The following is a 14680-nucleotide window of genomic DNA, read 5'->3' as shown; positions in this document are numbered from 1 at the left end:
TCCCTGTGCCATGACCTACCCCACCAGCCGTTCGGTGGCCAGTTCGAAGTAACGGCCGAACTCGCGTTCCCCCACCAACCGGCCGAGCTTGCGGTACTCCCGCGCCACCGCGCCGATCAGCTCGACCATGCCGACGACATGCCCTGCGGCAGCAGCCAGATACGCCGCGGTCACGGCCGCCGACCTGATGTGCCCGCCCGCCAGCTCGAACGACGCCGCCAGGAAGTCCAGGTCCACATCGGACGATCGCGGCACCGACCCGCCGAGGCACCGGTCCCACAGACCGCGCCGCAGCTCCGCGTCGGGCAGCGGGAAGTCCACGATCACGTCGATCCGCCGGGTGAAGGCGTCGTCGAGGTTCGCCCGCAGGTTCGTCGCCAGCACCGCGATGCCGTCGAAGCTTTCCATGCGCTGCAACAGGTACGCGCTCTCGATGTTCGCGTACCGGTCGTGCGCGTCCCGGACCTCCGACCGCTTGCCGAAGATCGCGTCGGCCTCGTCGAACAGCAGCACGCCGTTGACACCGGCCGCCTCGACGAAGATCCGCTCCAGGTTCTTCTCGGTCTCGCCGACGTACTTGTCCACGACCGTCGCGAGGTTGACCGTGTACAGGTCCAGCCCGAGCGACGCCGCGATCACCTCGGCCGACATCGTCTTGCCGGTGCCCGAGTCGCCCGCGAACAACGCCGTGACGCCCCGACCGCGGCCGCCACCGGGCCGCATCCGCCACTCGTCGATCACGCGGTCGCGGTGCTTGGCCCTGGCCGCCAGCTCGCGCAGCAACGACGTGATGGGCGCCGGCAACACCAGGTCCGGCCAGGACACCGCCGGCTCGATGCGCCGCGCCAGCCGTTGCAGGCCTCCCGCGTTCTGGCTGCGCGCACCGGCCCGCAGGTGCGTCACGTCGACCAGCCCGTCGTCGGCCAGCGCCGACACCGCCGCCGCGTTCGCCGCTCTGCTGATCTGCGTCGGCCCGAGCACGAAATGCGCGGTCACCTCGGCCGGGTCGATCCCCCGCGCCAGCTTGCCGTCGAGCTCCGTGCGCCACAACGCCACCCGCACGTCGAACGGCACCTGCACCGCGTCGTGCTGCAACGGCGGCATCCGCGTCCAGCGCGGCTCCCACGCGCCCGGCCCGTACGCGACAACCGGAATCTCGTCGTGCAGCAACGGGTCCAGCGTGAAGTTCGAGTCCACCGGGCCGATCGTGATCCCCGCGCCCCGGAGCAACGCCTCGCGGGTGACCGCCAGCGGATCCGTCATGCGCGCCGCGTCCACCAGCAACGCCGGGAAACCCGCTCGCGCCAACGCGGAAACGGCCAACTCGGCCGCGCCACCGCCGGGGTGCTCGCGCAGGTAGACGAGCCGCACGCCGCGTTCGATACCGCGCGCCAGCCGTTCCGCACCCGGCATGGGCACCGGATCCCCGGACAGCGTCACGAAGTCCGTCAGCGAAGGATCCGGCCGGTCGTCGCCGAGCAGGTGCGCCCCGACCCGGTCCGGCACCCGCAACGACCTGCTGAGCAACGGCCGTTCCGCGTCCTCCACGGTGATGAGCCCGCACCGCACGAGCGGACTCCCGTGGTCGAGCCGCGCCCGGCCCTGCGACGAGGCCTCCGCGAGCCCGCACAACCGCAACGCCAGCCCGACCGTCGCCCGCCGCCGCGTCACGTCGTCGTTGAGGTACCCGTAGAACTGCTCGAACCGGCTGTCGACGTCCGGCGCCAACGCGACCAGCAGCAGCTCGACGTCCACTTCGGACAGTCGAGCCTTGCGCGCCAGCCTGCCGAGCCGCCCGTCCGCCGTCGCCTCGACGAACGGCGCGAACGGCTCCCTGCCGCTGTCCAGCAGCGCCTCGATGACCTCGTCCGACAGGTAGAGCCCGCGAAACGGGTCGTCCGGGTTGGGGTCCGTGGCCCGGCGCGCCGCCACCGCGGCCCGGATCCGCCGCTCCAGCCCCGCCATCCGCTCGAAGATCATCGCGCCACCCGGCGCATCGCCACGCCGTCCTCGGACACGTTGTGCCGCACCCGGTCGTCCCCGGTGTGCAACTGCACGCCCTCCCGTGCCGGCGGCCCAGCGGCGATCCGGCGCCCGGACGACACCGGCGCCGACACCACGACGTCCAGCGACGGCTTCAGCTCGCCGCCCAGCGCACTCCACACGTCCGCGAACGCCCGGTCCTCCGGCGGCGGCAACGCGACCGTCATCGGCACGGGCAGGTCCAGCTCCTCGAGCGACCCGCTGAGCAGCCCCGGCGGCACCGCGTCGTACCTCAGGAACCCGATGAGCAGGTCCGACAGCAGCCGGTGCTCGTCCTCCGGCCGCTGCGTCCACGCCGTGACCAGGTACGACAACTTCATGTGCCGCGGCGGGAGATGCCTCGCCGCCACCTTCCCCTGCGCGTCGTACTCGTTGAGCAGCCCGCGCTGGCGCCGCCGCATGTCCTCGCGGATGTCGTAGAGGTAGATGTTGACCGTGGGCGCGTTCCGCCGCGCCGCCCAGTCCTTGGTCGGCGCGTCGAACGCGACGTCCAGATCGGAACCGCGCAGCGCCTCGTCGCGGACCAGGCGGCGCAAAGCCTCATCGACCTCGTGAATCACGCCGTCCACGATCGCGTGCCCGAGCACCGCGAACGACCAGCGCACCGACGTCCCGCAGGACACGATCGGCTGCCCCAAAGGGCAGCGGCTAGACCGGTAGCGGCCTCATCCGGTCGGGCATGTGCGCCCGTAATGTGTCGTGCAACGACGTCACGTCGTCCGCGTCCAGTACGACGGTCCCGGTGGCGCACGCCAAGACGGCTTCACCGGTGCGCTGATCAGGCACGTACCGCAGTGCCACGTCCGGCACACTGCACGACTCCGCCTGACGAATCGCGGTCAGCAGCTCCGCCACCCGTTCGTACCCCAGCCGCGCGCTCCAGCGCAGCGCGGCCGGGGGACGAACGAACAAACGGAGGCCTCCTGCGGCACGGCGAACCTCGACGCACGTCAACACCGCAACACCCTCCTACACCCAGCTCACCAGCGAGACTAGCCAGAAACCCAGGTGATCAGAGGCAACCGTCACCCGTTCGGTTCATTGGTAACAGGGCTTCTCGAACTTGAAATCTTTTGCAGTGGAACCGGTGTAGAAGTCCTCCACCAGCGACAGCCCGGTCGGACCGGCGTCGTCCGGGCGGTACAGCACGGTCTGACGGAACAGGGCGTCCTGGGGCGAAGCGGAGAAATTACCCGCACCCGAAGGAAGCATGCCCTCGTAGTCCACCGAGCTGAGCTGACGCACGGCCGCGAGCACACCGGCACGCGTCAGGTCCTTGTTGGCAGCCGCCTTCTCCAGCGCGGCCTTCAACGGGTACGCCCACACCCAACCGGCGGTGTAGCCGTCGTTCGGCGTCACGCCCGGCAGCGCGGCGCGCATCGCGGTGTGGCCGACGGTCTCGGTGTTCCACGCCTTCCACGGTGCCGACTGCATGTACAGGGCCTTGATCGCGGGCGCGGCCGGCGACTTCAGCAGACCGGGGTTCCACGTCGGCGAGGTGCCGATGAACTTGCCCTTGTACCCGCGGGCCGCGGCCTGTCCGATGATCACGGCGGCGTCGGTCGGGCCGGTGGTCAGCACGACCAGGTCCGGCTTCTTGGACACCACGGCGTCGATCGCGCCGCCCTGGTTGTCCTGACCGGTCTGCGTCGTCACGTTCTCGAACGTCAGCCCGCGCTTCTCGGCGGCGATGCGAGTGCCGGCCGCCGCGTCGTCGCCGTAGTCACCGGCGAGGTGCACGGCCATCACGGACTTCACGCCCATCTTGTCCGCGGCGTAGTCGACCGTGTTCATCGACTCGACGCAGTAGTTCGCGCCGGACTCCAGCACGACCTCCTCGAAGCCCCACAACGAGGTCCACGACGCGGGCACCGACACCATCTGGGTGCTCTCGAGGTCCGGCAGGATCGCGGCGGTCGTGGGAGAGCCCAGGGTCTGGGTCAGGGCGAGGATCTTGCCCTTGATCTCCTGGTAGACCTGGTTGTGGATCTGCGGGTTGTACTTGTTGTCCTTCACGTACGTCGTCACGTCGATCTCGTAGCCGCCGATGCCGCCGCGGTCGTTCACGCGCTTCCAGAACGCCTTCTGCGCGTCCGTGATCGGCACGGCCAGCGTCTTGAACGGGCCTTCGGTCAGGTCCGAGATCGTGCCCAGGTAGATGCAGCCCTTGGCCTTGTCGGTGGCCTGCGGGCAGGCCTCCTTGGTGACGCCGAAGTCGACTTTGATACCGCCCGCGCCCTCCTGCGGCGCGGCGCCGTCCCCGCCACGGCACGCGGCCAGAGCCAGCGCGCCGACAAAGAGAACGGCCAATCGCTTACCAGACATGGGGATTCTCCTCAGTACGAGAACGGCCAGGTGCGCCAGTAGTTGCGGACACGCACCCAGATGCCGAACAACCCGCGTGGCTCGACGATCAGGAACACGATGATGAGCACGCCGTAGAGCACGGCCTCCAGCTGGAAGACCGTGAACGTTCCGGTCGCGTCACCACTGATGAACGGCAGCACCGCGGGCAGTTCCCTGGTGATGCGTGGCAGCAGCGTGATGAAGAGCGCGCCCATGATCGCGCCGGAGATGGTGCCCGCGCCGCCGATGAGCACCATCGCGATGTACTGCACTGACAACAGCAGGCTGAACGAGCCCGGATCGAAGAACCCGTTCACCACGAACAGCAACGCGCCCGCGACACCCGCGTAGAACGAGGACACCGCGAACGCCAGGACCTTGTACTTCGTCAGGTCCACGCCGATGACCGACGCGGCCAGGTCCCGGTCCCGCACCGCCGCGAACGCCCGCCCCACCCGCGAGCGCACCAGATTCCGTGCCAGCACACCGAAAATCACCAGCAGCACGAACATCAACAGATACAGCTGCTGTGCTGCCGTGAACATCGCGTTGTCCCGGTCCAGCCGCACCCCGAAGAGCTCCGGGATCGCCGCGGGCCGCCCGACACCCGGCCCGCCGGTCAGCGATGTCCACTCCCGGAAGACGTGCTCTCCCAGGAAGACCAGTCCCAGCGTGACGATGGCGAGGTACAACCCGCGCAACCGCACCGCCACCGGTGCCACCAGGACACCGAAGAACGCGGCCACCAGACCCGAGGCCAGCAACCAGATCGGCAACGACGTGATGCCGAACCCGATCACCCGCCCGGTCTCCGAACCGCTCAAAGCCGCACCCGTGTACGCACCGATCGCGAGGAAGAACGCGTGGCCCAGGGAAACCTGGCCCGCGTAGCCCGTGACGATGTTCAGGCCGATCGCGCCGATCGCCGCCACGAACCCGGTGGCGAGCAGCTGCAGCAGGTCGTCCGTGATGAGGAACGGGACCAGCAGAGCGAGCACCACGAGCCCACCCGTCCACGCGCGCTTCGGACGCGTGTTCAGGAACGCCATGTCCTGCCCATAAGAGGTGTACAGCTCAGGACGACCCTTCACAGCCGCTCCACCTCCCTCTTGCCGAAAAGCCCATAAGGTCTGACCAGCAACACGAGCAGCATCAACGCGTACGGCGCGACAAGCGCGAAGTTCGGCCCGAGCCAAGGCGCGAAATCACCCTGGTAGGTGCCGAAGAGCGACTCGACGATCCCGACCGCGAGCCCGCCCACGACCGCGCCGCCCAGCGACTCGAGTCCACCGAGGATGATCGCGGGCAACGCTTTCAAAGCGACGATCCACAACTGCTGGTCGACTCCGGCGCCGGTGGCCACGAACACGCCGGCCAACGCGGCGAGCCCGCCCGCCAGCGCCCACGACAGCGCGAACACCGACCCGACCGAAATCCCTTGGGCCAGCGCGACTTCCTGGTCGTAGGCAACCGCTCGCATGGCGAGCCCGATCCGCGAGTACCGGAAGAACGCGAACAGCGCGATCGTCACGACCGCGGTGGTCCCGATCATCACGAGGTACCGCTGCTGCACTTCGGCACCCAGGAACGAGACGGTCGTGAGGCCCCACGGGTCACCGACCTGGCGCACGTCCAGCCCGATGAAGGCGTTCGTCACCACCCGGATCACCACGTCGACGCCGATCGTGATGATCGCGACCACGAACACCGGTTTGCCGACCATCGGCCGCAGGACCGTGCGTTCGACGCCCAGCGCCAGCACCGCGATCATCGCCGCCGCCAGCACGACCGCGCCGAAGAACGACACCTGGGGTGCGAGGTAGGAGACCAGCACCGCGCCCGCCAGCATGAACGCCGGCTGCGCGAAGCTGATCACCTGCGTCGACTTGTAGATGATCACGAAGCCGAGGGCCAGCAACGAGTAAATGGATCCGGTGCCGAGGCCTCGGATCAACGACTGCAGAAACTCATCCATACATGGACTCCACGAGGTCGTCGAACATCTTGCCCAGCGCGGATCTCTTCACCTTCTGCGTCGCGGTCAGCTCGCCGTCCTCGTGGTCGAGCTCCTTGGGGAACATCCGGAACTTCTTGATCTGCTCGACGTTGGCGAACCGGGAGTTCACCTCGGTCACGATCGACTGCACCAGCTCCAGGACCTCCGGCTTCTCCGACAGGTCCCGGTAAGTGGTGTAAGGAAGTTTGCGCTGCTGCGCCCAGTGCCCGACCGTCTCGTACTCGATGCCGATCAACGCCACCAGGTACGCCCGCTGGTCGCCGATCACCACGGCTTCCTTGATGTACGGGGAGGTCTTCAGCGCGTTCTCGAGCTCCGACGGCGCGATGTTCTTGCCGCCCGCGGTGATGATGATGTCCTTCATCCGGTCGGTGATCTTCACGTGCGTGTCGTCGACCCACTCGCCGACGTCGCCGGTGTGCAGCCAGCCGTCGGTGACCACGCGGGCCGTCGCCTCCGGATCACGCCAGTAGCCCGCGAACGTGCCGCCGTGCCGGGTTTGGATCTCGCCGGTCTCGGAGTCGATCCGCAGCTCGATACCCGGCTGCGGCTCGCCGACCGTGCCGACCTTGACCCTGCCCGGCCGGTTTCCCGTTGCCACGGCCGTGTTCTCGGTCATGCCGTAGACCTCGTGCATCGGCACCCCGATGCCCATGAAGAACTTCAGCACGTCCGGGGCGATCGGCGCGGCACCGGACGCGGCGTAGCGGACGTACCGCATGCCGATGCGGGCTTTCAGCGCGCGGAAGCAGAACAGCCAGCCGATGCCGTAGATCAGCCTGCTCTGCGCCGTGTGCTTGCCGCCGGTGCGCACCAATGTTGCGCCGATGCCCTCCGCTCTGCGCAGCCAGAACCGGGTGACCGACCGCTTGAGCCAGTCGGCGCTGGAGACGCCGATCGTGACGCCCGCCAGCACCTTCTCCCAGATGCGCGGCACGCCGAAGAGGATCGTCGGCTGCACCTCGCGCAGGTTCGCCTGCACGGTCTCGATGGACTCGGCGAAGTGCACCTGCACCCCGGAGGCGGCGCTGAACCACGTGGTGAAGATGCGTTCGGCGACGTGGCACAACGGCAGGTACGACAGCGTGACATCGGCGGAGGACGGTGGTGGCGAAGTGAAACCGCCGCCCTCCACCAGCACGTGGACGGCGAACTCGACGTTCGCCACGGTGAGCATCGCGCCCTTGGGCGGCCCGGTGGTGCCGGACGTGTAGATCAACGTCATCACGTCGTCCGGCTGGGTCTGCGCCATCCTGGACGCCAGCTCGTCGCCGTGTTCGTCCCGGTGCCGCGCGCCCAACGCGAGGAAGTCGTCCCACCACAACAGCTTCGGGTTGTCGTAGCGCCCTCTGATGCCGCGGGGTTCGAGGTAGACGATCCACTCCAGGTCCGGCGTGTCCTCCAGGACCAGCAACGCCTTGTCGACCTGTTCCTGGTCCTCGGCGATGAGGATCCGCGCGCCGGAGTGCGACAGCAGATAGGCGACTTCGGACGGTGGGTTCGTCGGGTAGAGGCCGACCGTGATGCCGCGCGCCGCAACGATGCCGAGGTCCGCGTAGAGCCACTCGCGACGGTTCTCCGAGTGGATCGCCACCCGGTCGCCGGGCTGCAGCCCGAGCGCGAGCAGGGCGTCGCCGACCAGTTCGACGTTCGCCCAGTACCGCGCCCACGTGACTTCCTGCCAGATGCCGAAGTCCTTGGCCCGCAACGCGATCTGGTCGGGTGTGTTGGCTGCCCGGTTCTTGACGCGCGTAACAACCGTGGTAGTTGCTGTAGCTGTAGCAGTGGTCATGTCGTCACGCTCCGGTGCTGCTCACCGAGGTAGGCGCGGATGACGTCCGGATCGGCCTGCACCTCGGCGGGCGTGCCGGTGCGGATCGGGCGGCCGAAGTCCATCACCATCACGCGGTCGGCGAGGTCCATCACGAGGCCCATGTCGTGCTCCACCATGATCATCGGGATGTTCAGCTCCTCGCGGACGTCGAGGATGAACCGGGCCATGTCCTCGGTCTCCTCGACGTTCATGCCCGCGACGGGCTCGTCGAGCAGGAGCAACTTCGGTTCCATCGCGAGCGCGCGGCCCAGTTCGACGCGCTTCTGCACGCCGTAGGGCAGCAGGCCGACCGGGAACCGGCGCCACTGCTCCAGCTCCAGGAAGTCGATCACGTCCTCGACCGCTGACCGGTTCTTCAGCTCCTCGTTCCGCGCCTTCCCGAGCCACAAAAACGCACTGAGAGCGCCGTAGCGCATGTGGTTGTGGCGGCCGAGCATGAGGTTGTCGACGACGGTGAGGTGCGAGAACAGCTCGATGTTCTGGAACGTGCGGGACATCCCGCGAGCGGCGATCCGGTGCGGCCGCAGGCCCAGCAGGTCGTCGCCGTTGAACCGCACGGAGCCCTGCTGCGGCCGGTAGACGCCGCTCAGGACGTTGAAGATGGACGTCTTGCCGGCACCGTTCGGGCCGATGATGGCGAAGAGCTCGCTCTCGCCGACCTCGAACGACACCCCGTCGACGGCCACGACGCCCTCGAACGCGAGCCGGATGCCGTCGACTTCCAGGACGCTCGCCGCCGGAGCGCTCATGACAGCCACCGCTTCCTGCGCTTGTAGTGCTTGACCGCACGGAACGAAGAGGTGCCGAGGCCGAGGTAGAACTCGCGGATGTCGTCGTCGGCGAGCAGCGCCGCGGCGGGCTTGTCCATCACGACCTTGCCGGTCTCCAGCACGTAGCCGTGGTCGGCGATGGACAGCGCCATGCTGGCGTTCTGCTCGACCAACAGGACCGTGGTGCCCTGTTCGTTGATCTTCACGACCAGGTCGCGAATCTGCTGCACGAGCAGCGGCGCGAGGCCGAGGCTCGGTTCGTCGAGCAGCAGGTATTCGGGTTCGGACATCAACGCCCGGCCGATCGACAGCATCTGCTGCTCACCGCCGGACAAATAGCCGGCACTTTGTCTTCGTCGCTCCAGAAGCCGCGGGAAGAGCTCGTAACAGCGGTCGAGATTCTGCTTGAGGCGTTTCGGCCGCGCGTGCCCGCCGACCTTGAGGTTCTCCTCCACGGTGAGCTCCGCGAGGATCCTGCGGCCTTCGAGCGCCTGCTTGATGCCCCGGTCGGCGATTTTCGCAGGTGAGAGCTTGTGAATCGGTTCACCGTCGAGCGTGATCGAGCCCTTGGTGACTTTGCCGTCGTGCACGTCGAGCAGGCCGCTGAAGGCCCGCATCAGAGTGGTTTTCCCGGCCCCGTTGGCGCCGAGCAGGGCGACGACCTGGCCTTTTGGCACCCTGAGGCTCACGCCGCGGAGCACCAGCATCACGTCGTCGTAGACAACCTCAAGGTTGTTCGCCTCGAGCACCAGCGCCTCCTAGGGCCTGCGATGCCGATCAGTATGACTTGGATCACAGCAGGTTTGACCACTCTGAGCGATTTCGTGATGCGCAAATCGCGATTGGTTCACGACTGTCCGTGTCCGTCCAGAGTGGACCGAACACGATGTGTAACAACCGGTCACATGGGTACTCACCTGGTGCACCACAACTCATGAGGAGGAGGTTTCGTGACCACCATTGAGAAGTCGGTGGATGTCCACGTGCCCGTGAGCACGGCCTACAACCAGTGGACCCAGTTCGAATCCTTCCCGGCGTTCATGGACGGCGTCGAGAAGATCGACCAGGTCACGCCGACCAGGACCCACTGGACCACGAAGATCGGCGGCGTCGTCCGCGAGTTCGACGCCGAGATCACCGAGCAGCACGCCGACGAGCGCGTTGCCTGGACCACGGTCGACGGACCGCCGCAGGGCGGCGTGGTGACCTTCCACCGTCTCGACAACGACACGACTCGGGTGCACCTCCAGATGGAGTACGACCCCGAGACCCTCACCGAGAAGGCCGGTGCCGCGCTCGGCGTGGTCGGCCACCGCATCGAGGGCGACCTGAAGCGGTTCAAGGAGTTCATCGAGAACCGCGGCACCGAGACCGGTGCATGGCGGGGCGACGTCACGCCGCCGCCCCAGGTCTGATCGCGGTGCACGTTGACGCCAGATCAGCAGGCGGCGTTTGAGGAACTCGCCCGCACCGGCCGTGACTCGCCGCGTTACTACACGCTGCGAGACCGGCTGGTGCGCGAGTACCTCCCGCTCGCCAGGCACATCGCCCGCCGCTTCAGCGAACGCGGCGAGCCGATGGAAGACCTCGCCCAGGTAGCGGCGGTCGGACTGATCAACGCCATCGACCGGTACGACGTGGGCCGGCAGACGGACTTCCTGTCCTACGCCGTCCCCACGATCACCGGTGAGGTGCGGCGGCACTTCCGCGACCAGTGCTGGGCCGTGCGGGTGCCGCGCAGGTTGAAAGAGCTGTGCGACTCCATCGACGGCGCGACCGCCGAGCTGTCGCACAAGACCGGGCGATCTCCTACTCCCTCCGAGATCGCCCGGCACCTGGGGGTTCCGCTGACGGACGTCTACGAGGGCCTGCGCGTAGAGAAGAACGTCGCCTTCGCGCCGCTGGACTCGCTGGAGTCGTCGACAGTTGACGACCCGGCCCTGGAAGGCGTCGAGATCCACGAGGCCCTGCAGCCGATGCTGCGGGGCCTTCCCCGGCGGGAACGGACCATCGTGGTGCTGCGGTTCTTCGGCCGGCTGACCCAGACGGAGATCGCGCGCCGCGTCGGGATCTCCCAGATGCACGTCTCGCGCCTGCTCACCAAGTCACTGGAGCAGCTGCGCCACGACCTTCTGGCAGAGGACTGAAATGGGCGAGCGGGAATGTCCGGCTTTCGCGATACTGGCCGCATGAACCGGTTGCGGTGGCCCCAGAAGCTGGCGATCGGCACTGGCGCCCTGCTCGCGCTCTGGGGAGTGGCCGGGTTCTTCGTGACCGGCTTCTCGTCGTTCGCCGGTGAGGCCGACACGTCGATTCTGCTGCTGCGGGTGAACCCGCTGCAGAACACCATCCACCTCGTCTTCGGCGTCGCGCTGCTGCTGGCGGCGTTCCGGCTGAAGGCGTTGAGCGGGGTCGGGCTGCTGACGGCGTTGCTGTTCCTGGTGCTGTTCGGGTTGGGGCTGGCCCGGTACGACGAGCAGGTCGTCAACTTCCTGAACGTCAACCCCGGCAGCAACGCGCTGCACCTGTTCGCCGGGTTCGCTGCCCTGGCTTCCGCTCAGGGTGCCGCCTGGTGCCGGCAGTGCGACCGGGTGGCGGCGCTCAAGGCTGCTGCTTGAGCAACTTGCGCACCGCCCGTTCCGGGTCGCCGTTGCCGATCACCTCACCGCTCTCGAACGCCTCCACCAGGCGTGGATCCACGTAGGACTTCCGCGCCACGGCCGCCGTGTTGCCCAGGTGTTCCGCCACCTCCTTCATCACCGCGCTGACAGCTCGTTTCGACGGCTTGCCGCGTTCTTCCAGGGTGTGCGCGAACGCCTGGGCGGCCCGGACGGTGGCGTGCCAGGTGCGGAGGTCCTTCACGCTGAACTCGTCGCCGACCAGCTCGCGGAACCGTTCGTTGATGTCGTCGGCGGTGAGGTCGAAGACGCGGCAGTCCGGGGTCTGGTCCTTGAGCAACGAGCGGACGGCCCGCGCGAGCCGCGGGTCGGTGATCTCCTCGTCGACCTCGACGCCGTGCTTGGCTGGAAACCTGAACCGGACCCGGTCGCCGCGCACGCTGAGGTGCTCGCACAGCAGGGTGGCAACGCCGTGCGTGCCGTTGTCCTCGGCGTACTCCTCGTGGCCGACGCGGAAGACGCCGAGGTCGAGCATGCGCAGGGCGATGGCGAGCATTCGCTTGCGGCCGCGTGACCTCATGTCCTGCTCGACCTGCTCGCGGAACCGCCGCAGTTTCGGCGCGAGTTCGAGCACGCGGTCGAACTTCTCGGCGTCCCGGCCGGTGCGCCACTTCTCGTGGTAGAGGTACTGGCGCCGGCCCGCGTCGTCGTACCCGATGGCCTGGATGTGGCCGTTGGGGTGCGGGGAGATCCACACTTCACGCCACGCAGGCGGGATGACCAGGGCTTTCACCCGTGCGACGGCGTCCGCCGTGAGGGGCCGGCCGTGGGCGTCCAGGTAGCGGAAGCCCTTGCCGTGCCTCACCCGCGTCCAGCCCGGCCCCGACGGAGCGCTCCGGCGAAGTCTCATCTGGCCACCTCGTGGTTGATCAGCACGAGATGCGGGTACCCGCCCGCCGATGAATCACTACACGGTCGGTGTGGAACAAGAGTTCCTTCTCGTAGATCCCGAATCGCGGCGGCCGGTAGCACTGGCTCCCCAAGTCCGGGAAATCTCGCGTGCCCCCGGTGACCTCGACGTGCAGGGCGAACTGACGCCGTTCCAGATCGAGATCGCCACCGGCATCACGCACTCCTACGAAGAGCTCGACGAGCAGGTCCGGCGCGCCCGGCGGGTGCTCGTCGAGGCCGCCGACTCCACCGGATGCCGGCTCGTGGCGACGGGCATGCCGCCAATCGGGAAAGCCGGGCCACCTCCCGGAACGGACGACCCCAGATATCACCAGATCGAGTACTCCCACCGAAGACTCGTGATCGGGCAGGGTGCTTGCGGGTTGCACGTGCACGTCGGTGTCTCGTCGAAGGCGGAGGCGCTGGAGGCCTCCAACAAGCTGCGGGCATGGCTGCCGACGTTGCTGGCGTTGAGCGCGAACTCCCCGATCTACGAAGGAGAGGACACCGGCTACGCGAGCTGGCGGTCGATGGTGTGGTCGCGCTGGCCGGTGAGCGGGCCGCCGCCGTCGTGGGACGGTCCGGAGCACTACGACCGCACGGTCGAGGCGATCATCTCGACCCAGGCGTTGCTGGACCGGGCGATGGTCTACTGGGACGTGCGGCCGTCGGCGGATCATCCGACGGTTGAAGTGCGCGTTGCGGACATTCCGCAACTGGCAACGGAAGTAGTCGTTCTCGCGGAGCTCATCTGCGCCATCGTGGCGACCGAACCCTCCGAACAGCGGGTGGACGATTCCGTGCTGCGAGCGGCATATTGGCGGGCGTCGCGCGACGGGGTCGACGGACTGGCCGCCGATCCACACACCGGAAAACTCTCCCCCGCGTTCGACCGGGTAGTGGCGCTGGTTGAGCACGTTTCGGTCGCGCTGCACGATCGCGGCACTCTGTCTACTGTGGAGCGGCAGATCGACTGGTTGCGCCACAACGGCTGCGGTGCCGCTCGGCAACGACGCTGCCCGGACCCCGAGTCCCTTGTGGACATGCTGATCGCCCGAACGCGTGAGGAAACCTGATGCGCCTGCCCGCTCCCCGCGGCCACATGAGCTCCGCCCTCATCTCCGCGCTCCGCGCGTCACCCCTGCCCCGGCCTGCGTTGCTCGTCAGCGGTGGCACCAGGGAGATCTTCCTCGACGACGACCTGCAGCTCTCGCTGTGGATCTGCTACGAGCTGCGCACGCGCGGCTTCGACGACGTTGCTTCCGGCTGGGAGGACAACCCCTTCCTCGCGCAGTTCCACGCGGCCCTGGAAACCCGCTGGGAGGAGGCGCTGCGGACGTTGTCGGAGGCGACCCAGCCCGCGGTGATGTCGGACGAGGGCCTCGCCGAGCTGCGCAAGCACCACGCCTTCTGGCAACCGCGCCGCGAGATGCGCTCGGTGCTGCGCGACCTCCAGGCCTACGGAGAGCGCACCCATTCCGTCTTGTTCACCGTGACGCTGCGCGACATCGACCCCGCCGGCGTCGACGAGATGCCCGCGCTGACCCTGGCCCTGGTGAACGCCCTGTCCCTGTTCGGCCTGCACCAGCGCCTGGTGGGCTGCCTGGTGGGCTTTCTCACCGCGGTCGACACGATCGGCGGCGACCCGTTCGCCCAGCTGCTGCCCGTGCCGTGCCCGCCGGAGGACGTCCGCCTCGGCTTCACCGTGTGCCAGGAACTGCACGCCCGCCTGACCCAGCACGTCCACGCGTCCGTCGCCGCGGCCCGCACCTCGCTGAAGGGCCGCTGGCTGGTCTCGCAGGGCAGGGTTAACGTGGGGTGCTAGTCCCCGCATTCGTTCTGGAGGAAGAGACGTGCCCGACCCCACCACGCTGGCCTCCGTGGTCGTCGACCGAGTCGCACCCGACGTCGTGGTGCTGCACGTGTCCGGCGAGCTCGACACGACTTCCAGCAGCGAGCTGACCACGCCTCTCGACACGCACGTGGTGTCCGGCAACCGGGCCGTCGTCGTGGACCTCGGCGGGGTCCGGTTCCTGGGCTCTGCCGGGCTGGAGGCGCTGGTGCTGGGCCAGCAGCGTGCCTCGAAGACCGGCGTGGACTT

16 protein-coding genes are annotated in these 14680 nt (G+C 68.1%); 6 read left to right on the top strand and 10 right to left on the bottom strand.

Annotation, left to right across the window (positions count from 1 at the left end):
- Positions 1–15 precede the first annotated feature (15 nt).
- From DI276_RS42125 to DI276_RS42085, 9 genes are all read right to left on the bottom strand, one after another.
- Positions 16–1980, bottom strand: coding sequence for an ATP-binding protein (locus DI276_RS42125; protein WP_112274516.1), 1965 nt, complete (start codon positions 1978–1980; stop codon positions 16–18).
- Positions 1977–2666, bottom strand: a complete 690-nt coding sequence (locus DI276_RS42120; RefSeq protein ID WP_408610626.1) for a DUF4255 domain-containing protein — start codon at positions 2664–2666, stop codon at positions 1977–1979. Before DI276_RS42120 ends, DI276_RS42125 begins: the two co-directional genes overlap by 4 nt.
- 25 nt (positions 2667–2691) lie before the next feature.
- On the bottom strand, positions 2692–2955 hold the full coding sequence (locus DI276_RS42115) for a hypothetical protein (protein ID WP_112274514.1): 264 nt from the start codon (positions 2953–2955) through the stop codon (positions 2692–2694).
- Positions 2956–3081: 126 nt separating this feature from the next.
- Positions 3082–4368: an ABC transporter substrate-binding protein gene (locus DI276_RS42110; protein WP_112274512.1), complete on the bottom strand. Its 1287-nt coding sequence runs from the start codon at positions 4366–4368 to the stop codon at positions 3082–3084.
- An 11-nt stretch (positions 4369–4379) separates the two neighbouring features.
- Positions 4380–5480 (bottom strand): branched-chain amino acid ABC transporter permease, encoded by a 1101-nt coding sequence (locus tag DI276_RS42105; RefSeq protein WP_112274510.1) that lies wholly within the window; start codon positions 5478–5480, stop codon positions 4380–4382.
- Complete coding sequence (locus DI276_RS42100) at positions 5477–6364, bottom strand: branched-chain amino acid ABC transporter permease (RefSeq protein WP_112274508.1); 888 nt, start codon at positions 6362–6364, stop codon at positions 5477–5479. Before DI276_RS42100 ends, DI276_RS42105 begins: the two co-directional genes overlap by 4 nt.
- The gene (locus DI276_RS42095; protein ID WP_112274506.1) at positions 6357–8198 is read right to left on the bottom strand and encodes an AMP-dependent synthetase/ligase; all 1842 of its coding nucleotides are present in this window, start codon (positions 8196–8198) and stop codon (positions 6357–6359) included. The genes DI276_RS42100 and DI276_RS42095 overlap by 8 nt, the downstream gene beginning before the upstream one ends.
- On the bottom strand, positions 8195–8989 hold the full coding sequence (locus DI276_RS42090; RefSeq protein ID WP_112274504.1) for an ABC transporter ATP-binding protein: 795 nt from the start codon (positions 8987–8989) through the stop codon (positions 8195–8197). Before DI276_RS42090 ends, DI276_RS42095 begins: the two co-directional genes overlap by 4 nt.
- Positions 8986–9759 (bottom strand): ABC transporter ATP-binding protein, encoded by a 774-nt coding sequence (locus DI276_RS42085; protein ID WP_112274502.1) that lies wholly within the window; start codon positions 9757–9759, stop codon positions 8986–8988. Before DI276_RS42085 ends, DI276_RS42090 begins: the two co-directional genes overlap by 4 nt.
- Positions 9760–9960: 201 nt before the next feature.
- Here DI276_RS42085 and DI276_RS42080 point away from each other — a divergent pair, with 201 nt between their 5' ends.
- Genes DI276_RS42080 through DI276_RS42070 form a run of 3 tightly spaced genes read left to right on the top strand, consistent with a single transcriptional unit; the run spans position 9961 to position 11628 of the window.
- On the top strand, positions 9961–10425 hold the full coding sequence (locus tag DI276_RS42080) for an SRPBCC family protein (protein WP_112274500.1): 465 nt from the start codon (positions 9961–9963) through the stop codon (positions 10423–10425).
- 12 nt (positions 10426–10437) lie between these two features.
- A complete protein-coding gene (locus tag DI276_RS42075) occupies positions 10438–11157 on the top strand; it encodes a SigB/SigF/SigG family RNA polymerase sigma factor (RefSeq protein WP_112274498.1) in 720 nt (239 codons plus the stop codon).
- 42 nt (positions 11158–11199) lie between these two features.
- A complete protein-coding gene (locus DI276_RS42070; RefSeq protein ID WP_157985307.1) occupies positions 11200–11628 on the top strand; it encodes a DUF4383 domain-containing protein in 429 nt (142 codons plus the stop codon).
- On the opposite strand, the gene DI276_RS42065 is transcribed toward DI276_RS42070, so the two are convergent.
- Positions 11612–12538: a DNA topoisomerase IB gene (locus tag DI276_RS42065; protein ID WP_112274494.1), complete on the bottom strand. Its 927-nt coding sequence runs from the start codon at positions 12536–12538 to the stop codon at positions 11612–11614. The genes DI276_RS42070 and DI276_RS42065 overlap by 17 nt on opposite strands.
- A gap of 49 nt (positions 12539–12587) precedes the next feature.
- Between DI276_RS42065 and DI276_RS42060 the strand changes: the two genes are divergently transcribed.
- The 3 genes from DI276_RS42060 to DI276_RS42050 all read left to right on the top strand — a co-directional run.
- Complete coding sequence (locus DI276_RS42060; RefSeq protein ID WP_112274492.1) at positions 12588–13655, top strand: carboxylate-amine ligase; 1068 nt, start codon at positions 12588–12590, stop codon at positions 13653–13655.
- Positions 13655–14404, top strand: a complete 750-nt coding sequence (locus DI276_RS42055; RefSeq protein WP_157985306.1) for a heme oxygenase-like domain-containing protein — start codon at positions 13655–13657, stop codon at positions 14402–14404. Before DI276_RS42060 ends, DI276_RS42055 begins: the two co-directional genes overlap by 1 nt.
- Before the next feature lie 28 nt (positions 14405–14432).
- Positions 14433–14680 (top strand): STAS domain-containing protein (locus tag DI276_RS42050; protein WP_198681248.1); only part of this gene is annotated, 248 nt, incomplete at its 3' end.

It is taken from the genome of Lentzea terrae (genome assembly GCF_003265345.1).
GTDB lineage: Bacteria > Actinomycetota > Actinomycetes > Mycobacteriales > Pseudonocardiaceae > Lentzea > Lentzea terrae.
Note: the sequence above shows the minus strand (reverse complement) of the source record. Positions and strands in the feature narration are given on the sequence as shown.